The following is a 21,517-nucleotide window of genomic DNA, read 5'->3' as shown; positions in this document are numbered from 1 at the left end:
GCCCGTTTGTGTGTGCCCGTCAAGCGCTCTGCGAATGCAACTTCCGATGCAGTTCTCGCACCAGCGGAACCAACTCCGGCACCGGGCCTTCGACCGGGACGTTCGGCGCAACCTCGTTGACGGACAGAGACTTCACCGGCGACGGAGCCACACCCCACTCCGCGAGCCAGTCGCCGAGTTGGGCCGAAGAGCAGATGTAGACGATCCGTCCGAGGCCCACCCACGCGTGCGCGGCCGAACACATCGCGCAGTGCTCTCCCGAGGTGAACACCGTTGCCGTCGAACGCTCGTCCGGCGTCAGATACTGGGCCGCCCACCGAGCCAGCTCGAACTCGGGGTGGCGAGTGTTGTCGCCGCCCGCGATCCGGTTTCGATCTTCCGCCAGAAATGTTCCGTCGGCCGCTGCCAGGACGGAACCGAAAGGTTCGTCGCCCGCATCCAATGCTTCCGTTGCCAATTCGACGCAACGACGCAGGTGACCCAGTTCGATGTCGTTCATGTGTACGCCCTCTCCCGTGATACACGAAACGGGCGGCACCGGTGAGGTGCCGCCCGTTCGTTACCTACTCTGCTGTACTACTCTGCTGCGCTTTCGCTTTCGCCGGCCTTGGTCAGCTCGATCGGCGGTGCGTCCGGCACGTCGATCGGCTTCTTGGTGGGCGTGAACGTGAACTTCGCGTCCTCGCCCGAGCCTTCGCCGTCCCAGTTCTCGACGTCGACGAGCACGATGTGGCCGGGTCCGATCTCTCCGAAGAGGATCTTCTCGGACATCTGGTCCTCGATCTCGCGCTGGATGGTGCGACGCAGCGGTCGTGCACCCAGTACCGGATCGAATCCGCGCTTGGCCAGAAGCGACTTGGCCTTGTCGGTGACCTCCATGGCCATGTCCTTGTTCTTGAGTGCCGCCTCGACGCGAGCGAGCATCAGGTCGACCATCTGAACGATCTGCTCGTTCGTGAGCTGATGGAAGACGACGATGTCGTCGATACGGTTCAAGAACTCGGGACGGAAGTGCTTCTTCAGCTCGTCGTGAACCTTGAGCTTCATGCGCTCGTAGTTCGACTCCGTGCCCGTTCCCGAGCTGAAGCCCAGGCCGACTGCCTTGGAGATGTCAGACGTACCGAGGTTGGACGTGAAGATCAGCACCGTGTTCTTGAAGTCGACGGTACGTCCCTGACCGTCGGTGAGACGGCCGTCCTCGAGCACCTGCAGGAGGGTGTTGTAGATCTCCTGGTGTGCCTTCTCGATCTCGTCGAACAGCACAACGCTGAACGGCTTGCGGCGCACCTTCTCGGTGAGCTGGCCACCCTCTTCGTATCCGACGTACCCGGGAGGGGCACCGAACAGACGCGAAGCGGTGAAGCGGTCGTGGAACTCGCCCATGTCGATCTGGATCAGAGCGTCGTCGTCACCGAACAGGAAGTTGGCGAGCGACTTCGCGAGCTCCGTCTTACCGACACCGGACGGGCCGGCGAAGATGAACGAGCCCGAGGGACGCTTGGGATCCTTCAGACCTGCACGCGTACGACGGATCGCCTTCGAGACGGACTTGACCGCCTCTTCCTGGCCGATGATCCGCTTGTGCAGTTCCTCTTCCATGCGGAGCAGACGAGTGGTCTCCTCCTCGGTGAGCTTGAAGACGGGGATACCGGTCCAGTTGCCCAGAACCTCGGCGATCTGCTCGTCGTCGACCTCGGCAATGACGTCCAGGTCGCCCGCACGCCACTGCTTCTCACGCTCAGCGCGCTGAGCAACGAGGGTCTTCTCCTTGTCACGCAGGTTCGCAGCCTTCTCGAAGTCCTGCGCGTCGATCGCGGACTCCTTCTCGCGACGCGCGTCGGCGATGCGATCGTCGAATTCGCGCAGGTCCGGCGGTGCAGTCATCCGACGGATGCGCATTCGCGCGCCCGCCTCGTCGATGAGGTCGATCGCCTTGTCCGGCAAGAAGCGGTCGTTGATGTAGCGGTCGGCCAGCGTCGCCGCTGCCACGAGAGCACCGTCCGTGATGGAGACACGGTGGTGAGCCTCGTAGCGGTCACGAAGACCCTTGAGGATCTCGATGGTGTGCTCGACGGTCGGCTCGCCCACCTGAACGGGCTGGAAACGACGCTCGAGGGCAGCATCCTTCTCGATGTACTTGCGGTACTCGTCGAGCGTGGTGGCACCGATGGTCTGCAGCTCACCGCGAGCAAGCTTGGGCTTGAGGATGGAGGCCGCGTCGATAGCGCCCTCGGCCGCGCCCGCACCCACGAGGGTGTGCAGCTCGTCGATGAACAGGATGATGTCGCCGCGGGTGTTGATCTCCTTGAGAACCTTCTTCAGGCGCTCTTCGAAGTCACCGCGGTAACGGCTGCCGGCCACGAGCGACCCGAGGTCGAGCGTGTACAGCTGCTTGTCCTTGAGGGTCTCGGGGACCTCGCCGTTGACGATTGCCTGAGCCAGGCCCTCGACCACAGCGGTCTTACCGACACCGGGTTCACCGATGAGAACCGGGTTGTTCTTGGTACGACGCGAGAGAACCTGCATGACGCGCTCGATTTCCTTCGAGCGGCCGATGACCGGGTCCAGCTTGCCTTCGAGGGCAGCTTGCGTCAGGTTGCGACCGAACTGGTCGAGCACGAGCGAGGTGGACGGCGTGCCGGCCTCTCCGCGGGTGCCACCGGTTTCGGTGGGCTCCTTGCCCTGGTAGCCCGACAGCAGCTGGATGACCTGCTGGCGGACGCGGTTGAGATCGGCACCGAGCTTGACCAGAACCTGGGCTGCTACGCCCTCACCCTCACGGATGAGACCGAGCAGGATGTGCTCCGTACCGATGTAGTTGTGTCCGAGCTGCAGCGCTTCGCGCAGACTCAGCTCGAGGACTTTCTTGGCGCGCGGTGTGAAGGGGATGTGACCGGACGGAGCCTGCTGGCCCTGGCCGATGATCTCCTCGACCTGGCTGCGGACTCCCTCGAGGGAGATACCCAACGACTCCAACGACTTGGCTGCGACACCTTCGCCCTCGTGAATGAGGCCGAGAAGGATGTGCTCCGTGCCGATGTAGTTGTGGTTGAGCATCCTGGCTTCTTCTTGAGCCAGGACAACAACGCGCCGCGCGCGATCGGTGAACCTCTCGAACATCGCTCTCCCTCACACTCTCCGGCGGGCAGGTTCGAGACCGGATGTCTCGTCCCTGGTCGCCGCGTTTCGCTCCGGCACTACAGACTGATCGCCTCGCCGGTCAGCGGACTGACGTCCACGAATCGACAAAGGTTGCACGACCCCACTTATTACTCTAGAGGGCGCGAAGTCCACCTGCTGCTCCTCCACCCGATTGGCGGCGGAAGCCGGACTGCTTACCGTTCACAACGTCGCAGCTGAGGGAATCGTTTCCCGGTTCCTGTACGCCTGAAGCGAACAGCGATTTTCGACGCCTGATCAGCCGAATATCGGGAGTACCCGAGCGCACGGCACCTCACGCGGATTCGACGGATCAAGCGCGTTGAGCGTCAGAGTCGCCGTTCGCTGCGACGCCACCAGCGCGATGTGATCCGACAGGTCCTGCTCGCAACCGTCCTGAACAACTATGTTCGACGCGTTCGACGCGGCCAGTATTCCGCTGCTGTACGGAACGACCACTTGATCGAACCGAGTCACGATGTTGGTGTACTCGACGTCATCGGAGTAGACGCCCGCGTCGCGCAGTTCGGTGACGAAGCTGGCGTTGTCGAAATCCGGTCCCCCGACGCCTTCCGGCGGGCCGACCTCCGAGCCGTCCCACAACGGAGCGATGGAGACGATCTTGGAAACGTGCGTGTCACCGCCGAGGAACTTGGCGTAGTAGGCACTAACCGTCGTCCCCTGGGAGTGCCCGATCAGGTCGACCTTCGAGGCACCCGTCGCAGAGAGAACGTCGTCGACGAAGTCCGACAGCTGCCCTGCGCTGTCTCCGAGTGGTGCGAGACCGCCGGCCGCGGAAATCGGCCACGGCTGGTCCGTTCGATTCCCGAAGGTGAGCGCGAAAACGCAGTATCCCTCGTTGGCCAGTACGGGTGCGAGTACGCCCCAATTGGTCTGACGGTTGGCCGCCGTCCCGTGCACCAGGACGACCGGATCAGGATGAGCAGCGGAAGGCGCGCACGAGAAGTCGTTGGTGCCAGGGGCCGATCCGCCCGGGTTGGTCGCTTCGAGGACGATTCCACTGAGGAAACCGGACGGAACGGGAAGAGGTTCGTTCGCCGACGCAAGAGACGGCGCGGACGCGGCCACGGCTCCCGCCACAGCGAGAGCGCCCACGCATGTTCGAATCCCCACCGAAGGCCTCCACATAGTGATCAACCCACGACGGGCAATACCGAGTTGCACGGTACCGGCCGCTGATGCGCGGGGTCGAGTGCATTGAGAGCAAAAGTCGCGGCGCGCAGCGATGCCGCGATGGCGAGGTGATCGGAGATGTCTTGCTCACAACCGTCCTGGACGACGATGTTGGTGGCGTTCGGCCCAGGCTCCAGCCCATTTGTATACGGCAGCACCAGTTCGTCGTAGCGGGTCGTGATGTTCGTGTAGTGAACACCCGGCGCGTAAACGCCTCCCGCACGGAGATTTTCGATGAACTCCGAGCCTGCCCCCATGTTCAGACATGCCTTGCAGATCGGGAATCCGGCCTGCGCTGCCTCGGATACCCCGAGTTCGCGAAGGCTGCGGCCGACACTTGCCTGCTCGTTTCCGAGCGTTCCCTTCCACAGCGACGCCACCGAGACGATGTTGTCCACTTTGTCGGCACCACCGAGGAACTTCGCGTAGTACCCGTTGATGATGGTGCCCTGGGAATGTCCGATCAGATCTACCGATGTAGCACCCGTGGCATCAAGTACTTGATCGACGAAATTCGACAATTGTGCTGCGCTGGAAGGAATTTCCTGCATTCCACCGATCGCCGACAACGGCCACGGTTGCTCGGGGAAGTTGCCGTACGTCAGCGCGAAGACGCAGTAGCCCTCGTTGGCGAGCAACGGCGCATAGGTGGCCCAGTTGGTCTGCCTGTTTCCACCCGTTCCGTGAACGAGCACAACCGGATTGGGATGTTCGGCAGTCGGTTTACACGAAAAGTCATTGGATCCCGGAGCTGAACCGCCAGGATTTCCCAACTCCTGAGGAACACCGGCAAGGAAGGCATTGGGCACGGGCAACGGAGCCTGAGCCGAAGCCACGGAGGTGAACCCGACGAGCATCAGAGCGGCAAGAACCACGCCCCCGAACAACCTGTTTCTGTGCACGACCGACTCCTCTACGAGAGATGCGAACCGTGCAGACGCTAACAAACTAGAACGCGTTATCAATCCGTTTCGGCAAAATGCGCCCAAATCCATTCGCGATCCATTTCAGACGGCCTTTTCGTAGGCTCGGCGCACCTCGGTGGAAATACGACCGCGGGCCGAAATCTCGAAGCCGGCACCCTTGGCCCATTCGCGGATGGCGGCACTCTGATCGCGGTCGGCAACGGGACGGGATTTGGTCACCGCTCCGTTGACTGATTTGGCGGAATTCGACTTTCTCGCATGAGGAATCCACTTTTTCAGTGCATCGCGCAGTTCCGCGGCGTGGGCGGCGGTGAGATCGATTTCGTAAGCAACTCCGTCGACGGAAAACTCCACAGTTTCGTCCGCGGGCGATTTTTTGTCCAGATCGTCAACCATCGTGACAACAACCTTTTTCACCACGACCATTCCTCCCCAGATCCTTCGATAAGCAGCGACAATAGCACCTGGACAAACGTCCTGTCTTGGCTCGTCAGGATGATTGGGACTTCTCGCCGCCGGGTATGCCGGTCGACTTGTCTTGCGACAAAGACAGTGCCGATACACTCCTCGCGACGCATCGGGGGATGCATCCAGACGGGGGAATCATGACAGACGACGGCTCGAGAAAAGACCTCTACCGAGCGCAATCTTCGCCTCCAAGAACAGCACTCTCGCCAGTATCGCTTACGGCGGACCCACGAATTTCACCATCTCCGGACGCCCTGCGATCCGGTACGCCGCAACCGTCACAAATATCCCGGCGGACAACGAATGCTATCCGCCCTCAGCACAATTCGATGTCGTCACCACACCCGGATACTCCACAGCCGAGGTCATGGTCTTCCTTGTCCAGTCGGATCAGGGACTACCTGACGCACTCAACCAGGGCACGATCGACCAAATCATCGCAACAATTCGTAAGTCCGAAACTCGGGCGACCGCGCATGGATGAATCCTTTGCCGCAGGCGAATGTCGTTGGGAACTATCGAATACCTTGGGAGCGCCCCAACTGAAAAAGGTTCGGCCGCAACATGTGCGGCCGAACCTTGACCGAAGTAAAGCTAGCGAGCGGACGGACGAACGATCGGGAAGAGGATCGTCTCGCGAATACCGAGACCAGTCAAAGCCATCAGCAGTCGATCGATTCCCATGCCGGTGCCGGTGGTCGGCGGCATGCCCTGTTCCATCGCGGCGAGGAACTCCTCGTCCAGCACCATCGCTTCGTCGTCGCCTGCCGACGCGAGGCGCGCCTGGTCGACAAAGCGCTCACGCTGGATGACCGGGTCGACAAGTTCGGAGTAGCCGGTCGCCAACTCGAATCCGCGGATGTACAGGTCCCACTTCTCGGTGACACCCTTCTTGCTGCGGTGATCACGGGTCAGGGGCGATGTCTCGACCGGGAAGTCACGGACGAACGTCGGCACGTACAGCTGATCGCCGCACTGGTGCTCCCACAGCTCCTCGACGAGCTTGCCGTGGCCGTAACCCTTGTCCTTGGGAACCTCGAGGCCGACCTTCTCCGCCAGAGCGAGAAGCTCGTCGACCGTCGTATCCGGCGTGACCTCGGTGCCGATGGCAGCCGACAGCGACGGGTACATCTCGAGAACCTGCCACTCGCCACTGACGTCGTACTCGGAACCGTCGGCGAGGGTGAGGACCTGCGTGCCGAATGCTTCCTGCGCAACTTCCTGGACGAGTTCACGAATCATCTTCGCGGAATCGTCGTACGTGCCGTAGGCCTCGTACGTCTCGAGCATCGCGAACTCGGGCGAGTGAGTGGAGTCGACGCCCTCGTTGCGGAAGTTGCGGTTGATCTCGAAGACCTTCTCGATACCGCCGACGACGCAACGCTTGAGGAACAGTTCCGGCGCGATACGCAGGTACAGGTCGATGTCGAGGGCGTTCGAGTGCGTGACGAACGGGCGAGCTGCCGCGCCGCCGTGCAGCGTCTGCAGCATCGGCGTCTCGACCTCGAGGAAGCCGCGGCTCTCGAGTGCATTGCGCAGCGCACGGACAACTGCGACGCGCTTGCGGGCGTTGTCCCGAGCCTCGGGGCGAACGATCAGATCCGCGTAGCGCTGACGCACCCGGGACTCTTCGCTCATTTCCTTGTGAGCAACCGGCAGGGGGCGCAGCGACTTGGACGCGATCTGCCACGCGTCGGCCATCACGCTGAGCTCGCCGCGACGGGAGCTGATGACCTCACCGTGGATGAAGACGAAGTCGCCGAGGTCGACGTCGGACTTCCAGGCAGCCAGTGCCTCTTCGCCGACGCCGGCGAGGCTGATCATGGCCTGCAGCTGGGTACCGTCGCCTTCCTGCAGAGTCGCGAAGCACAGCTTGCCGGTGTTGCGCATGAAGATGACGCGGCCGACGACGCCGACCAGCACGCCAGTCGCCGTGTCCGGCTCGAGTTCCGGGTACTCCGCGCGGATCTGCGCGAGCGTGTGGGTGCGATCGACCGAAACCGGGTACGCCTCCTGCCCCTGCGCGAGGATCCGTTCACGCTTCTCGCGCCGGATACGGAGCTGCTCGGGGGCGTCGTCGACTGGCTGGGCTTCTACATCACTCACGGGGTACAAGACTACTGGGCCGTGTCCACCGCGTTTGTTGCTGGTAGCACCGCGGCCACCGCGAGCACGATTCCCGACAGCAGGTACAGCCCGACCCGAACGTGATTCCACATAGTCCAACCCGCCTCGTACGACGCCCATGCGGCCGCGTCGGTAGTGCTGACCGAGGCAAACGCGTCGTTGCGAGGGACGTGGTAGATCGCGGTCACCGCGAAGGACGCGAGCACCCCGACGCAACCGACGACAGCAAGGACCCAGCCGTCCGGTCTGGAGATCGCTGCCCAGATTCCAGCGGCGATCGCGGTGAGCGCCGATCCGACCAGCGGCAGCATCAACGCACTACGCGGCGCTTCGACGTTGATCGCCTGCATCGACGTGATCGCGGTATGTGCATCGACCGACCGCAGAGCGGGCATCACGAAGGACGAGAAGGCAAACAACGCACCACCGGCGACGAGCGCGCCGAGCGCAGTCACCCCGAGCAGCAGCTCCAAGAAAATCTCGGATTTCTTCACGACCAGACCCCCGTTCGAGCAGCCTCGGCGGCAAAAGTGGTGAAATCTCGAGCGGGTCGTTCCAGGACCTCTTCGACGACACCGGTCACACTTTGATTTCGTCCGTCGAGAACCTCGGCAAACAGGTACCTGAGTAACTCCACGACGTCACTCGGGACGCCGACCTCCGCCATGCCGTCGGAAAACTGTTTGAGTCCAATTCTTTCGAATGTCACGAGACGACCCGACGCCGTCGAAATCGCATCAACCGCCGCCGCGAAAGTGAGCAACTCCGGACCTGTCACCTCGAGAACTCGGCCGAGGAGGTCGGTTCGAGTCAATGCGGCCACCGCCACGTCGGCGAGATCGTCGACGTCGATGAACGGCTCCCCCACCTCACCGACCGGAAGTGCCAGGTGGCCTTCCCGAATCGGATCGAGTAGGTACCCCTCACTGAAGTTCTGGGCAAACCAACTGGCCCGCACCACAGCCCATTCCAGACCGCTGTCGGCGAGAACCTGCTCGGCTTTCTGCGCCGCCGGTTCACCGCGCCCGGACAGGAGCACCATGCGACGAACCCCTTCGCGGTACGCAAGCTCCGCGAACTCCTCGATGTGAGCGCTCGATTCCGGAACAGCCAGATCTGGCGCATACGTCACATATGCCACGTCGACGCCGGACACTGCTGGCTGCCACGTCGCCTGATCGTTCCAGTCGAAACGCGTCCCGGATGTTCTCGACGCGATTCGGGTACGGATTCCCACCGCCGTCAGCCTCTGCGCAACGCGCGCACCGGTCTTGCCGGTACCACCGATCACTACTGCCGATTGAATGTCGCTTGTTGTCGTCATGCACTCATTCGACCGCGGAGCGTCAATACGATCCATAGCCGAAGGTCGCAAAAACATACGCCAGCGTCTACCGTCGAAGCATGGATGCATTGTCGATGATGCTGGCCGGATCGCGGGCGGAGGGCGCTTTTCTACTGCGCTCGCTGCTCGATCCACCGTGGTCATTACGTATCGAGGACCACGCACCGATCACCGTGCTGGTTCTGGTTCGAGGCAGCGCGGTCGTCGTCTCCGACACCGGACAGACAGAAGATCTCGAGGCCGGCGACGTTGCACTCCTGCGCGGCCCCGATCCGTATACGGTCGCCGATCACCCGGACACACCAGTCCACGTACTGATCGACGAAGCACAGAATTGCGCTGCGGTCGACGGATCACCACTCGAGGACATGTCAGTTCACGGCATTCGCACCTGGGGCAACTCGACCAGTGGTCAGACCGTCATGCTCACGGGCACATACCGTTTGGACTCCTATGTCAGCCGTCAGATCCTCGACAGCCTGACACCCGTCGCGGTAGTACGACGCAGCATCGAAACCGCGCCGATGACAAACCTTCTGGAACAACAGATCGCCGCCGACGGGCCAGGGCAGGAAGTGTTGCTGGACAGGCTCCTGGACCTTGTCCTGATATCGGCGGTCCGTACGTGGTTCGCCGAGAACCCGAATCGATCACCGCGATGGATCAAGGCCTACGAGGATCCCATCATTGGGCATGCCTTGCGGCTCATACACAATCGGCCGGAACACCCCTGGACGGTCGCGAGCCTGGCCCAGGAGTCCGGCAGCTCGCGAGCGGCCTTCGCGCGCCGGTTCACCAGCCTCATGGGGCTCGGACCTGTCGGCTATCTGACCGAGTGGCGACTGTCCGTGGCGGCAGATCTGCTCGCAGACCCGGCACGAACGGTGTCGTCGATCGCGCGAGAAGTGGGTTACTCGAGCCCCTTCGCCCTCACAACCGCGTTCACCCGTCATCACGGAATGAGCCCGAAGATGTACCGCCAGACCCGCTGTGCGCCTTTATTAACCGCCCGCGGTTAATAAAGGCGCACAGCAAATACCTCAATGAGCCGAAACCGCCGCCAACTCGCGGGAGCAATGACGAACTCCGCTGAGCGCACCGAGCAGGCCGGCGGCCTTGATCGCCTGGTACCCACCCACGAGATCGGTGGCCTTGTGCAGACCCAACTGCTGCAACGACGCTGCGGCCAGACTCGAGGTGTAGCCCTCGGAGCAGACGATCACCCACTCGACGTCGTGGTCGGTGGCCAACGCGAGGTGTGCGCTGCTGGTGGGGTCGAGGCGCCATTCGAGCACGTTCCGCTCGATCGCGAGTGCGCCGGGAAGAGTTCCCTCGATGGCGCGCTGCGCCTGCGGGCGAATGTCGACGAAGATCGCGCCGCGGTGGAAGGCTTCGGTGAGCTGGAAGACGTACATACGATCGATCTGTGCGCGAGCGTCGTCGAGCATTTGGTCGATGGTCATTTGGTGCCCCCCTCGGGCAGGTCGGTCAGCTCGGTACGGGTGCGGCGAAGTGTCCGGTGATCCGTCACTTCGTAGAAGGACATTGCCGTCAGCGGCGGCGAGTAGGCGTGAACGCTCAGAGTCGGTGCATCAGAGCTGATTTCGATCGGAGCACCGGGAGCATCCGTCGAACGCACGACATCGTGAACCCATCCGAGCGGGAACGAAGCCTGATCGCCGGCGTCGAGCTGGCGTTCCACCAGGGCGTCACCGGCCCAACGGAATTCGGTGAGCGAACCACTGAGGACGGTCAAGGCGCCGAACGAGCCTGCGTGGTCGTGCAATTCGGTGTTGCGTTCGGGTACCCAACTGATGAGCCACACATCGACGTCGTCGTCCGCGTGCAAGCGGGTGGACCAACGGTCGAGCGTCGGGAAGGTGTCGGGGATGAGGTGATCGAAACGGCCGTCGAGCACGCCGTTTGCTCCCTCGTCGGTCAGACGCAGCAGATCGGCCGGGCGAAGGCGGGTAGGCAACGACGCACCACTCGGACGGCGTCCGGACGCCCCACGATTAGCGCTACGACCTGCGGAAACAGCACGGTCATTAGTAAGAGTCGGGGTCAAAACAGAGCGATCTGCAGAATATGTGGATAGCACGAGCTAGCTCCAAGGAATGTGAATTGGTCAAGGCAGCGGTCAGCCTCGACAACACTCCTGAGCACCCATGCAGCGATTCACGAGCACCATTGTGGCATAACTTTTGCAATCGCGAAACCGCTGGAACGAAACCATCGATCAGGCGACGGGTCGTCGACCGGATCCACGACGCGCCTGATTGCGCTCGAAGACCAACCTCAGCCCCTCGAGGGTGAGGTCCCGTTCGAGGTGATCGATGGTGTCGGACTCGGGAATGATCAGCGGTGCGCTGTCCCCGGTCGCGATCACGGAGACGTCGTCACCACCGAACTCCGGTAGTTCGTCGCGGACGCGGTTGACCAATCCGTCGACGAGGCCTGCAAAGCCGAATACCGCACCGGACTGCATGCATTCGACGGTATTCTTGCCGACAACCGAACGCGGGCGCACCAATTCGACCTTGCGCAGCGCAGCGGACTGCGACGCCAAGGCATCGGTCGAGATCTCGAGTCCGGGCGCGATGCAGCCACCCAGAAACTCACCCTTGGCGGAAACGACGTCGACACAGGTCGACGTACCGAAGTCCACGACAATGCACGGCCCCTCGTAAAGATGGTGAGCGGCAAGGCTGTTGACGATCCGGTCGGCTCCCACCTCTTTGGGGTTGTCCACCAGCAGTGGCACACCGGTGCGAATACCCGGTTCGACCACCACATGGGGAACGTGACCCCAGTACCGCTCGAGCATCACACGGATTTCGCGCAAGACGGACGGCACTGTCGACAGCGCCGCAACGCCGGTGATCTGATCGACATGAGAACCCAACAGCCCACGGAAGGTCAACGCCAACTCGTCGGCAGTCATCCGCGGATCGGTTCGCATTCGCCAGTCCTGCAACAGCTTCGAATACTCACCAGTCCCGGAGAACAGACCGAGAACGATGTTGGTGTTCCGGACGTCGACCGTGAGCAGCATGGATTACACCAGGCTGGATTCGCGCGAGGCCTCGAGCGTCGACAGCATGCGTGGGGTGATCAGACCCGAACCCTCCGGCGCGTGAGCCGGGTCGGAACCGAGTTCGATCTGCTTGTTGTCGGCATCGACGAAGACGACGCGCGGGGAGTACTCCTTGACTTCCTGCTCGTTCATCACGCCGTAGGCGATGAGGATGACCAGGTCGCCTGGCTTGACCAGATGCGCTGCCGCACCGTTGATTCCGATGACACCGGTCCCGCGCTCGCCGGCAATGACGTACGTCTCGAGACGCGCACCGTTGTCGATGTCGACGATGCACACCTGTTCGCCTTCGAGGAGGTCTGCGGCGTCCATCAGATCCTGGTCGACGGTGACGGAGCCGACGTAATGCAGGTCGGCGTGAGTCACGGTGGCGCGGTGGATCTTCGACTTCATCATCGTGCGAAACATATCCAGGTCCTTACTCGTGAAAAGTGCTCAGTGAGACAGCAGGTCGTCGATGGCGTCGGCGGATGGGTCGGTGTCACGCTCGAGGAAGCCGGTTCCCACCGCGACACCGACGTTGTCGATCAAACGGGTGGTTCCGAGCTTGGCGGCCACCAACAGTCGACCGTCACCTCGCTCGGGCGCGGGGCCCAGATCGACGCCCCGAACCTCGAGGTAGTCGACCTCGATTTCCGGAACAGCTGCCAGAACAGCGCGTGCGGTTTCCAGGATTGCTTCCGCTCCCCCAGCCGCCGCGTGTGCACCGGCGATCAGAGCGGCGGACAGCGCGACCGCTGCCGCGCGCTGGTTCTCGTCGAGGTAGCGATTGCGAGAGGACAACGCGAGGCCGTCGAACTCGCGAACCGTCGGAACTCCGATGATCTGTACATCGAAGTTGAGATCCCACACCATCTGACGGATGAGCGTCAGCTGCTGGTAGTCCTTCTCACCGAAGTACGCGTGATTGGGTGCCGCGATCTGCAGCAGCTTCGCCACTACCGTCAGCATTCCCGCGAAGTGAGTGGGGCGCGCTCCGCCTTCGAGTTCGCTACCCAACGGGCCCGGCACGATGGTGGTGCGCTGACCACGCGGGTACATCGTCTTGGCGCTCGGCGCGAACACCAATTCGACGCCCTCGGCGCGCAACAGGTCGAGATCCGCATCGAGAGTGCGCGGGTACGCGTCCAGGTCTTCACCGGCACCGAACTGGAGCGGGTTCACGAAGATGGAAACGATCACGACGGCGCCGGTGACCTTGGCCTGACGAACCAGTTCGATGTGGCCGGCATGCAGCGCACCCATCGTCGGAACGAGCGCCACCTGACGCCCGACACCTCGCAGTGCCCGCGAGACGCGCCGAAGCTTGTCCGGATCGTGGTGCACCGTCAGTTCGCCGCGCTTGTATCCGCCCTGCAGATCACTCACGACGGTCACCTCCCGTTTCAGTCAAGATGTCGAACAATTCGGTGGGGGCGCCCACCCGCTGGGCCGATCGCAAGGACATCGCCCGATAGCCGGCTGCGAGCTCCGGATCCAGGTCTGTCAGTACGCGCAAATGTGTGTCGACGGCAGCAGCGTCGCCGCGTGCCACCGGACCGGTCAACGCCGAGGGACCGCGCCGTAGCGCGTTGTCCAAGGCTGCCGACAGCAGCGGCTGCAGGACACGCTCGGCCACTCCACCCGGATCGCCGTCGATCAACTGCTGACCGAGCAGCTCGTCACCTTGCAACGACGCTCGCAGTGCCTCGACGGCGTCGACCACGAGCGTGACCAGGTGATTACTGCCGTGAGCCAGTGCGGCGTGGTAGAGCGCGCGGTTCTCCTCGCGCACTCGGACGGGCTCGCCGCCGATCTCGAGGACCAGTGACTGCGCGATCGCGTAACCGATGTCGTCGGCAGCAGTGATTCCGAAGCATGCCGACGACAGCCGTGCGGTGTCCTCGTCGTGACCGGTGAACGTCATCGCCGGATGGATAGCCAGGGGCAGCGCGCCGAGTTCGGTGAGTGGAGTCAGGATCGCGATCCCGTTGGCACCGGACGTGTGGGCGACGAGCGTGCCCGGCTTGACCGCTTGGGTGGCCGCGAGACCTCGAACAAGATCCGCAAGCTGGTCGTCAGGAACGGCAAGAATCAGCAGTTCGGAGCGAGCTGCGACGTCGGCAGCCGGAAGAATTTCGGTATCGGGAAGCCGCTTCACAGCGCGGGCAACCGAGGCACTGGAGACGGCGGAGCAAGCGCTGACAACATGACCGGCTCGCTCCAATGCGGCACCGACAGCTGTTCCGACCCGTCCTGCTGAGACAATTCCTACCGTCAAGCGCGCAGGTGCAGGCCCATTAGTGATCCCGAAGGAAGTCACCGGATTCCTCTCGTTCGTTCCAGTCCCGCTCGGCGGGTACCAGACGTTCTGCGTCCGAGGATATCCTTCGCCCGAACCGTCATGCCATGGCCGGGCGAGTGATCTGCGACTCAGTCCTCTCGGCGACGACGTCGACCGGAGCCTTCGGACGGGTTGCTCGAACTCAGGTTCGCCATTATTTCGGCGACGGTCAATCCGTTGGAATGAGCACCGCTCGCGGCATCTTCCGGGGCAGCACGGCGACGACGTCGCGGCTCCGCGTCAGGCTCCGCAGCGGATTCGGGTTCAGCTTCCGCGACAGCTTCGGGAACAACCGCGGGAACAACCTCGGGCACCTCTTCGACGACAGCGTCTTCGATGACGGCATCTTCGATGTTCGGGGCCTGGGCGGGAGCCTTGACTTCAGGCTCGACCGGCGCGACCGGCTCCGAATCCTTCTTCACCGAAACGTCTTTCACCGTTCGTGTCGGCGAGGAACTCACCGGAGAACTCGGTGCTTGGTTCCCGCTCTGGGGCTTCTGCGTCTCTTGTGGCTTCTGCGTCTCTCGAGACTTCTGGGTCGGGATGACGCGCGGCGCCACGAAGCTGCTTTCACGCCACGACGTCTCCGCGAACACGACGGTTGTCTCAGCAGTCACCGGATCGTCGTTGGGTGAAGCCAAGCCGCCGACGTTCGGTGCCGGTTGGCTGGGCCCGCTCTGGCCGGCGCCGGGAACGTACAACCCCGACGGTGCCGGCTGGTACGCGCCGTACGAACTACCGCCAAGTTCCGGCACTCGCGTCGAATCGGTCTTGAGCGCGGTCTGTTCGGGCAGCAGCCCACCTTCGAACAGTGCTTCGAGGTTTCGGCGCAGCGCTACCAATTCGGCGCGCAACCCGGCCAGCTCCTCCGCGTCCGCGGTCACCTCACGTCGCACGCGACCTTCGACGCTCAGTTCGTACTCGCGTCGAGCAGAAATTTCACGTTCGAGCTGCAGTTCGTACACGGTCTGCAGATCAGCAACCTTGGCTTTGTCCAGTGCCGACTCACGCCGATACTTGGTCATGGCGATAGCGCCGAGGGTGGCTGCCCACAGAGCGACGACCAGACCCACCCGAAGAAGCTGAACGCTGTTGCTGAAAATCAGAAACAGCGAAGCAATGACAGCAAGTGCCAGAAGAGCAGCAATGATCATCTGGCTCGCGCTGCGCTTGCTTCGGCGCGCAGACTTCGATCGACCAGAATTTGTCATGGTTGCCAGGGTACTTGCCGAGACCGGGGTCGCCACGTACCTCGGTGGGTGATTTGCCGACCAGGCTGTCAGTGCGCAGGCTCGTCAGGTGTATCTTCCGGCGTCTTGCAACAATGTTCGAGCCACAGAGCTGCCGCTACCAGCGCAATTGCGGCGCCCAACCCCACCCACGCGCCCGGCGTGTCGGAGGCTGCGGCCTGCAGAACCGAGCGCTGTGGGATGAGATACACCAGCACTCCGACCCAGACACCGACGGTAGCTGAACCGACCAAAGCGGATGCTTTGGCCAATGCCAGCGCTCGGGCGGCGGTGATCGGATGAAGCTGTCTGAGCCCGTCGCCGACCTGCCGGTTCTTGACGCGTGAACGAATGACAAAAGCGAAGACGGCCTCGGCAACGGCGACGAAGTAGAGCGACGCTCCCGCATAAACGGGGATGGGCGGCATCGAACCGTAGAACACGCGAATCAGAATCCAGGTGGCCACGGCCGCCACTGCGGCGAGTACCGCGAGTTCACTGATCCGGGTCGGCTTCAAACCCTTGTCGTTTTCGGTCACCGCGCAAGCACCACATCGGTAGTGCGGACACCTTCGCGCTCAGTGCTATCGAGGCCGTCGAGAATTTGTGCCACCGGCAACTTCTGGCCGTCGACGATCAGCGTCGCGTCAGGCTCGACGTCCAGCCAGGGAACGAGAACGAATGCCCGAAGATGCGCGCGCGGATGCGGAAGTGTGAGCACGGGATCGGAACTGACGACGCCTTCGCAGTCGACTACGTCCACGTCCAGGCTCCGTGGCCCCCACCGCTGTTCGCGCACCCGGTCTGCGGCTTCCTCGAGAGCTTGCGAGCGGCGAAGCCATTCAGCGGCATCGGCTTCGGGATCGTCGACCACCACCACCGCGTTGTAGAAATCCTGCTGCTCGACGCCACCCCACGGCGCGGTCGAGTAGACCGGTGAGACAGCAACGACGGCGCTGCCCAACCCGTCGACAACGGACTGCAGGTGAGCCACGCTGTCGCCGATGTTGGAACCGATCGACAGAACAGCGCGCGTCATGCCGATCTGGTCCGATGTGCGACGACGGCGACGTCCGCAAAAACCAGCGGAATCGGTGCCGACGGTTTGTGGACAACAACCTCGACGCTCTCGACTCGCGAATCTTTCATGACGTCGTCGGCGATCTCCGCGGCGACGGTCTCGATGAGATCGCGCGACGGGCCGGCGACTATCGCTGCGGCGGCTTCCGCCAACTCGCCGTAGTGCAGGGTCTGCGTCAGGTCGTCCGACGCCGCGGCGGGAGCCAAGTCCATCCATACGGTGATGTCGATGAAGAAGTCCTGACCGTCACGCTTCTCGTGGTCGAACACTCCGTGATTGCCGCGAACCTTCAGTCCGCGCAATTCGATTCGGTCCCCCATGTCAGGCCCTTTCTCGTCCACGGTTCCAGGCGTCGACCACGGCAATGGCGTCGAGCGAAGCTTGTGCGTCGTGCACCCGAACTCCCCAGGCGCCTTCGCGCGCTGCAAGGGCGGAGACCACGGCCGTCGCAGTCTCGCGGCCACCAGGTGGACGCGGATTGCCGTCGGGATCGCTGAGCAGAGACCCGAGGAACCGCTTTCGGGAAGCGCCGACCAGTACCGGGAATCCGGTCGCGTTGAACTCGGGTAGTGCACGCAACAGTGCCCAGTTGTGGTCGGCGTTCTTAGCGAACCCGAGGCCGGGGTCGAGGATGATCGACGACGAATCGACCCCTGCCTTCAACGCCAGATCGACCTGCGACAGCAGTTCGTCACGGACATCGCGGACCACGTCGTCGTAGTGATCGGCGCTGCCACGATGGACGTAGTCACCGGCCGAGCGCCAATGCATGAGGATCCAGGGCACTCCGGCGTCGGCCACAACGGAGGCCATGTCGGGGTCTGCGCGACCACCCGATACGTCGTTGACGATGCCTGCGCCCGCTTCGATCGCGGCGGCGGCGACGGAAGCACGCATCGTGTCGACGCTGACGCGAATTCCGGCTGCCACCAGTTCTTCGATCACCGGGGCAATTCGGTCCGCCTCGAGTTTCGGATCGACGCGGGTGGCTCCGGGACGCGTCGACTCGCCGCCGACGTCGACGATGTCGACGCCGATGCGTTGCAGTTCGAGTCCGCGAGCGATCGCCGCGTCACGATCGAGAAATTGACCACCGTCGGAAAACGAATCGGCGGTGACGTTCAGAATCCCCATCACGACCATCCGGGCCGGATCGCTGCCTGCAACGGGAGCCGCGGACATCTTGCTCACTTACGCAGGATGAGGTCCAGCGCTTCGGACCGCGAGGCCGCGCTGGATTGCAGGAGCCCACGAACCGCAGACGTGGTCGTGCTGGCTCCGGGCTTGCGGATACCGCGCATCGCCATGCACAGATGCTCGGCTTCGATGACGACGATGGCTCCACGCGGGTCGAGCTTGCGCATCAAAGCATCCGCGATCTGACTGGTCAGGCGTTCTTGCACCTGCGGACGCTTGGCGTACAGGTCGACGACGCGCGCGAGCTTCGACAAACCGGTGACCTTGCCCGACTTTCCCGGGATGTAGCCAACGTGAGCAACACCGTGGAAGGACACCAGGTGGTGCTCGCACGTCGAGAACATCGGAATGTCTCGCACGAGCACCAACTCCTGGTGACCCTCGTCGAAAGTCGTGTTCAACGCGTCGTCAGGTTCGGAGTACAGACCCGCGAAGATCTCCTTGTACGAGCGCGCAACCCGGGCCGGCGTATCGAGCAGGCCTGGGCGCTCCGGATCTTCACCGACCGCGATCAACAATTCCCGTACGGCAGCCTCTGCCCGCGCCTGATCGAACGGGCGGCCCGTTCCGAGCGACACCAGTTCACTGGCCACATCATTCACCGACAACCGAACTCTCCTCGAGAATTGTTCACAGGTCCCCCGCCGCAGAGCCTAGTGGCGCAAGGTCAGCGAGATCCGTCCGGTCCGTCCCAGCGAACGGTGCTCGGTCCCTCGTCCTCAGCCGAATGGTGCGGCGGAGGAGTTTGCGGCTGTTCCGGTGCGGGGCTCTGCCACTGGTTTTCACCCGACGGGTTTCCCCGGTTCGGATCGGCGAAAGGTCCACTGTCCGGGTACTGCACCGGGTAATCGGGCTGCGCGGGGTAACGGCGGCCGGGATGCGGCTGCTCCGGGTACGCCTGCTGCCCCGGGTGCGGCTGGCCGTACTGCCCCTGATCGGGCTGGGGCTGACCGTGTTGGGGCTGACCGTACTGGCCCTGCGACTGGTTCGGCGGGGTCGGATTCTGTCCACCGGTGTACCCACCCGACTGCTGTCCGGGGTACGTCGGCGACGGGTTCTCACGCGGAGGCCAACCCGGTGCCGACCATCCGGCGGGCGCTCCGTAGTCGGGTGTTCCCGGTTGCGGAGTCTGCTGCGGAGCACTCGGCTGCGGGTACGAAGGCTGTGCGTAGCCGTTCGAGGGTCCCTGGTTGCCGTTGTTGGGGAGACCACCGTTGGGGGCACCGCTGTTGGGGGCACCGCTGTTGGGTGCACCTGCCTTGACGAGAACAGGTGCGGCAGCGGGCTCCGGCCAGGTTTCGCCGCGCTCGATCGCGAGTTCGCGAGGAGTCTTCACCGGCGGACGATCCGAAGGCGTGCGCCCACCGAAATCGTTGAAAGCCGTGATGCGCGGACGCTTTTCGACGCCGGCAAGGATCTTCTCGAGGTCCTTGCGAGTCAACGTCTCACGCTCGAGCAGTTCGGTAGCGATGAGGTCGAGCGCATCGCGGTACTCGTTGAGGATTGCCCACGCTTCGGTGTGCGCTGCCTCGATGAGGTTGCGCACCTCTTCGTCGATTTCACGGGCGATCTCGTGTGAGTAGTCGGACTGAACGCCCATCGAACGGCCGAGGAACGGATCCCCGCCCTCCTGTCCGTAGCGAACCGCGCCGAGCTTGGCACTCATGCCGTATTCGGTGACCATCGCGCGGGCGATCTTGGTCGCCATGTCGATATCGGACGACGCTCCGGTGGTGGGCTCGTGGAACACCAACTCCTCGGCGGCGCGTCCACCCATTGCCATGACGAGACGAGCGATCATCTCCGAACGCGTCATCAAACCCTTGTCGTCCTCTGGCACGGTCATCGCGTGGCCACCCGTGCGACCGCGAGCGAGGATCGTGACCTTGTAGACCGGCTCGATGTCAGGCATTGCCCAAGCAGCCAGCGTGTGACCGCCCTCGTGGTACGCCGTGATCTTCTTCTCGTGCTCGCTGATGATGCGACTCTTACGCCGCGGTCCACCGACAACACGATCCACCGATTCCTCGAGCGAGGCTTCGGTGATGACGGTTCCGTTTTCGCGTGCGGTGAGCAGCGCAGCCTCGTTGATGACGTTGGCGAGATCAGCACCCGACATTCCGACGGTCCGCTTGGCGAGACCTTCGAGGTCGGCGTTGGGATCGATCGGCTTGCCCTGCGAGTGCACGCGCAGGATCGCGCGGCGACCGGCGAGGTCGGGGGCGCCGACCGGAATCTGGCGATCGAAGCGTCCCGGACGCAGCAGTGCGGGGTCGAGGATGTCGGGGCGGTTGGTTGCGGCGATCAAGATGATGCCGGTGCGATCACCGAAGCCGTCCATCTCGACGAGCAACTGGTTGAGTGTCTGCTCGCGCTCGTCGTGTCCGCCGCCCAGGCCTGCGCCGCGCTGACGACCGACGGCGTCGATCTCGTCGACGAAGATGATGCAGGGGCTGTTCTGCTTGGCCTGCTCGAACATGTCGCGAACACGCGAAGCACCGACACCGACGAACATCTCGACGAAGTCAGAACCGGAGATGGTGAAGAACGGGACGCCGGCTTCGCCTGCGACAGCGCGTGCGAGCAGTGTCTTACCGGTTCCGGGAGGGCCGTACAGCAGGACACCGCGCGGAATCTTGGCGCCGAGCGCCTGGTAGCGAGCCGGGTTCTGCAGGAAGTCCTTGATCTCGTACAGCTCTTCGACAGCCTCGTCCGCGCCGGCGACGTCGGCGAACGTGGTTTTCGGCATGTCCTTGGTGAGCTGCTTGGCCTTCGACTTACCGAATCCCATGACTCCGCCGCGACCACCGCCGCCCTGCATCCGGTTCATGACGAAGAAGAAGATGCCGAACAGAATGATCATCGGCAGCACGAACAGAAGGATCGACGTCAGCCAGCTCTCCTGAGTGACCGTCGTGTTGAACTTGTCCGCACCGGCGCCTTCGACCTTGTCGAAGATCTGCTCCGACGCACTCGCGGGGTACTTCGCCAGGATCTGCGTCTTACCGTCGGTGGCGTCGTTGCCGTTCTTGAGCCACAGACGAACCTGCTGCTCACGATCGTCGATCTGCGCCGACTCAACATTCTTTGCGTCGAGTTGGGAGATCGCGACCGAGGTGTCGACGGTCTTGAAGTCGCGGGTGTCGTTGCTGAAGTAGCTGAAGGCATAGATCACCAACAGCACGACGGCTACGAGTAGCACGTTACGGAACACAGTCTTACGGTTCATACAGGTCGGCCGATGTGGCCGGTCCTTTCGAGAGTGCGGGTCTGCCAGGTCGCCTTCCGGCTGCCAACCGGACACCTGCAGGTTACCGCGATCGGCCCCATCGATGCCCGCCAGCGGCCGTGCCGCTTGGTTGGAACGGTCG

Annotated in this window: 22 protein-coding genes; 1 reads left to right on the top strand and 21 read right to left on the bottom strand. The window is 63.1% G+C overall.

The features are described 5' to 3' along the window. Nucleotides 1-19 precede the first annotated feature (19 nt). From BH682_RS03460 to BH682_RS03425, 8 genes are all read right to left on the bottom strand, one after another. Nucleotides 20-499, bottom strand: coding sequence for a nucleoside deaminase (locus BH682_RS03460; protein WP_042923578.1), 480 nt, complete (start codon nucleotides 497-499; stop codon nucleotides 20-22). 77 nt (nucleotides 500-576) lie between these two features. Continuing rightward, complete coding sequence (locus tag BH682_RS03455; protein ID WP_003945604.1) at nucleotides 577-3,120, bottom strand: ATP-dependent Clp protease ATP-binding subunit; 2,544 nt, start codon at nucleotides 3,118-3,120, stop codon at nucleotides 577-579. A gap of 297 nt (nucleotides 3,121-3,417) precedes the next feature. Next, on the bottom strand, nucleotides 3,418-4,308 hold the full coding sequence (locus BH682_RS03450; RefSeq protein ID WP_442971965.1) for an esterase/lipase family protein: 891 nt from the start codon (nucleotides 4,306-4,308) through the stop codon (nucleotides 3,418-3,420). Between the two features lie 5 nt (nucleotides 4,309-4,313). Beyond that, on the bottom strand, nucleotides 4,314-5,255 hold the full coding sequence (locus BH682_RS03445) for an esterase/lipase family protein (protein ID WP_007726972.1): 942 nt from the start codon (nucleotides 5,253-5,255) through the stop codon (nucleotides 4,314-4,316). A gap of 105 nt (nucleotides 5,256-5,360) precedes the next feature. After that, nucleotides 5,361-5,699, bottom strand: coding sequence for a histone-like nucleoid-structuring protein Lsr2 (locus BH682_RS03440; protein ID WP_003945673.1), 339 nt, complete (start codon nucleotides 5,697-5,699; stop codon nucleotides 5,361-5,363). A gap of 642 nt (nucleotides 5,700-6,341) precedes the next feature. Then, entirely contained in the window at nucleotides 6,342-7,853 is a 1,512-nt protein-coding gene (lysS, locus tag BH682_RS03435; protein WP_075832065.1) for a lysine--tRNA ligase, read from the bottom strand. Nucleotides 7,854-7,864: 11 nt separating this feature from the next. Continuing rightward, nucleotides 7,865-8,368 carry an anthrone oxygenase family protein gene (locus BH682_RS03430; RefSeq protein ID WP_054826783.1) on the bottom strand — a complete coding sequence of 168 codons (504 nt, stop codon included), beginning with the start codon at nucleotides 8,366-8,368 and terminating at the stop codon, nucleotides 7,865-7,867. Continuing rightward, on the bottom strand, nucleotides 8,365-9,198 hold the full coding sequence (locus tag BH682_RS03425) for an NAD(P)H-binding protein (protein WP_075832063.1): 834 nt from the start codon (nucleotides 9,196-9,198) through the stop codon (nucleotides 8,365-8,367). Before BH682_RS03425 ends, BH682_RS03430 begins: the two co-directional genes overlap by 4 nt. A gap of 80 nt (nucleotides 9,199-9,278) precedes the next feature. Here BH682_RS03425 and BH682_RS03420 point away from each other — a divergent pair, with 80 nt between their 5' ends. Continuing rightward, a complete protein-coding gene (locus BH682_RS03420) occupies nucleotides 9,279-10,238 on the top strand; it encodes an AraC family transcriptional regulator (RefSeq protein ID WP_054781983.1) in 960 nt (319 codons plus the stop codon). Nucleotides 10,239-10,259: 21 nt separating this feature from the next. Here BH682_RS03420 and BH682_RS03415 read toward each other — a convergent pair whose 3' ends face one another. The 13 genes from BH682_RS03415 to ftsH form a co-directional block, all read right to left on the bottom strand. Further along, nucleotides 10,260-10,682 (bottom strand): rhodanese-like domain-containing protein, encoded by a 423-nt coding sequence (locus BH682_RS03415; RefSeq protein ID WP_003945445.1) that lies wholly within the window; start codon nucleotides 10,680-10,682, stop codon nucleotides 10,260-10,262. Next, the gene (locus BH682_RS03410) at nucleotides 10,679-11,197 is read right to left on the bottom strand and encodes a cysteine dioxygenase (RefSeq protein ID WP_007726989.1); all 519 of its coding nucleotides are present in this window, start codon (nucleotides 11,195-11,197) and stop codon (nucleotides 10,679-10,681) included. The genes BH682_RS03415 and BH682_RS03410 overlap by 4 nt, the downstream gene beginning before the upstream one ends. 261 nt (nucleotides 11,198-11,458) lie before the next feature. Then, on the bottom strand, nucleotides 11,459-12,274 hold the full coding sequence (locus BH682_RS03405; protein ID WP_007726991.1) for a type III pantothenate kinase: 816 nt from the start codon (nucleotides 12,272-12,274) through the stop codon (nucleotides 11,459-11,461). Between the two features lie 3 nt (nucleotides 12,275-12,277). Then, nucleotides 12,278-12,724 (bottom strand): aspartate 1-decarboxylase, encoded by a 447-nt coding sequence (gene panD / locus BH682_RS03400; protein ID WP_003945761.1) that lies wholly within the window; start codon nucleotides 12,722-12,724, stop codon nucleotides 12,278-12,280. Nucleotides 12,725-12,751: 27 nt separating this feature from the next. Next, nucleotides 12,752-13,684 carry a pantoate--beta-alanine ligase gene (gene panC, locus BH682_RS03395; protein ID WP_003945953.1) on the bottom strand — a complete coding sequence of 311 codons (933 nt, stop codon included), beginning with the start codon at nucleotides 13,682-13,684 and terminating at the stop codon, nucleotides 12,752-12,754. Next, nucleotides 13,677-14,618, bottom strand: a complete 942-nt coding sequence (locus tag BH682_RS03390; protein ID WP_075832061.1) for a Rossmann-like and DUF2520 domain-containing protein — start codon at nucleotides 14,616-14,618, stop codon at nucleotides 13,677-13,679. Before BH682_RS03390 ends, panC begins: the two co-directional genes overlap by 8 nt. 110 nt (nucleotides 14,619-14,728) lie before the next feature. Further along, a complete protein-coding gene (locus tag BH682_RS03385; protein ID WP_190287633.1) occupies nucleotides 14,729-15,850 on the bottom strand; it encodes a DUF6779 domain-containing protein in 1,122 nt (373 codons plus the stop codon). Between the two features lie 68 nt (nucleotides 15,851-15,918). After that, on the bottom strand, nucleotides 15,919-16,386 hold the full coding sequence (locus BH682_RS03380; RefSeq protein WP_153213529.1) for a DUF3180 domain-containing protein: 468 nt from the start codon (nucleotides 16,384-16,386) through the stop codon (nucleotides 15,919-15,921). A 17-nt stretch (nucleotides 16,387-16,403) separates the two neighbouring features. Next, a complete protein-coding gene (folK, locus tag BH682_RS03375; protein WP_042923562.1) occupies nucleotides 16,404-16,907 on the bottom strand; it encodes a 2-amino-4-hydroxy-6-hydroxymethyldihydropteridine diphosphokinase in 504 nt (167 codons plus the stop codon). Then, a complete protein-coding gene (gene folB, locus BH682_RS03370) occupies nucleotides 16,904-17,269 on the bottom strand; it encodes a dihydroneopterin aldolase (protein ID WP_003945780.1) in 366 nt (121 codons plus the stop codon). The genes folK and folB overlap by 4 nt, the downstream gene beginning before the upstream one ends. Before the next feature lies 1 nt (nucleotide 17,270). After that, a complete protein-coding gene (folP, locus tag BH682_RS03365) occupies nucleotides 17,271-18,131 on the bottom strand; it encodes a dihydropteroate synthase (RefSeq protein WP_020968349.1) in 861 nt (286 codons plus the stop codon). 5 nt (nucleotides 18,132-18,136) lie between these two features. Beyond that, entirely contained in the window at nucleotides 18,137-18,754 is a 618-nt protein-coding gene (gene folE, locus BH682_RS03360) for a GTP cyclohydrolase I FolE (RefSeq protein ID WP_019746783.1), read from the bottom strand. A 59-nt stretch (nucleotides 18,755-18,813) separates the two neighbouring features. Beyond that, nucleotides 18,814-21,375 (bottom strand): ATP-dependent zinc metalloprotease FtsH, encoded by a 2,562-nt coding sequence (gene ftsH, locus BH682_RS03355; protein ID WP_075832057.1) that lies wholly within the window; start codon nucleotides 21,373-21,375, stop codon nucleotides 18,814-18,816. Nucleotides 21,376-21,517: the final 142 nt, after the last annotated feature.

Source organism: Rhodococcus sp. YL-1, from assembly GCF_001942025.1.
Classification (GTDB): domain Bacteria; phylum Actinomycetota; class Actinomycetes; order Mycobacteriales; family Mycobacteriaceae; genus Rhodococcus_F; species Rhodococcus_F qingshengii.
Note: the sequence above shows the minus strand (reverse complement) of the source record. Positions and strands in the feature narration are given on the sequence as shown.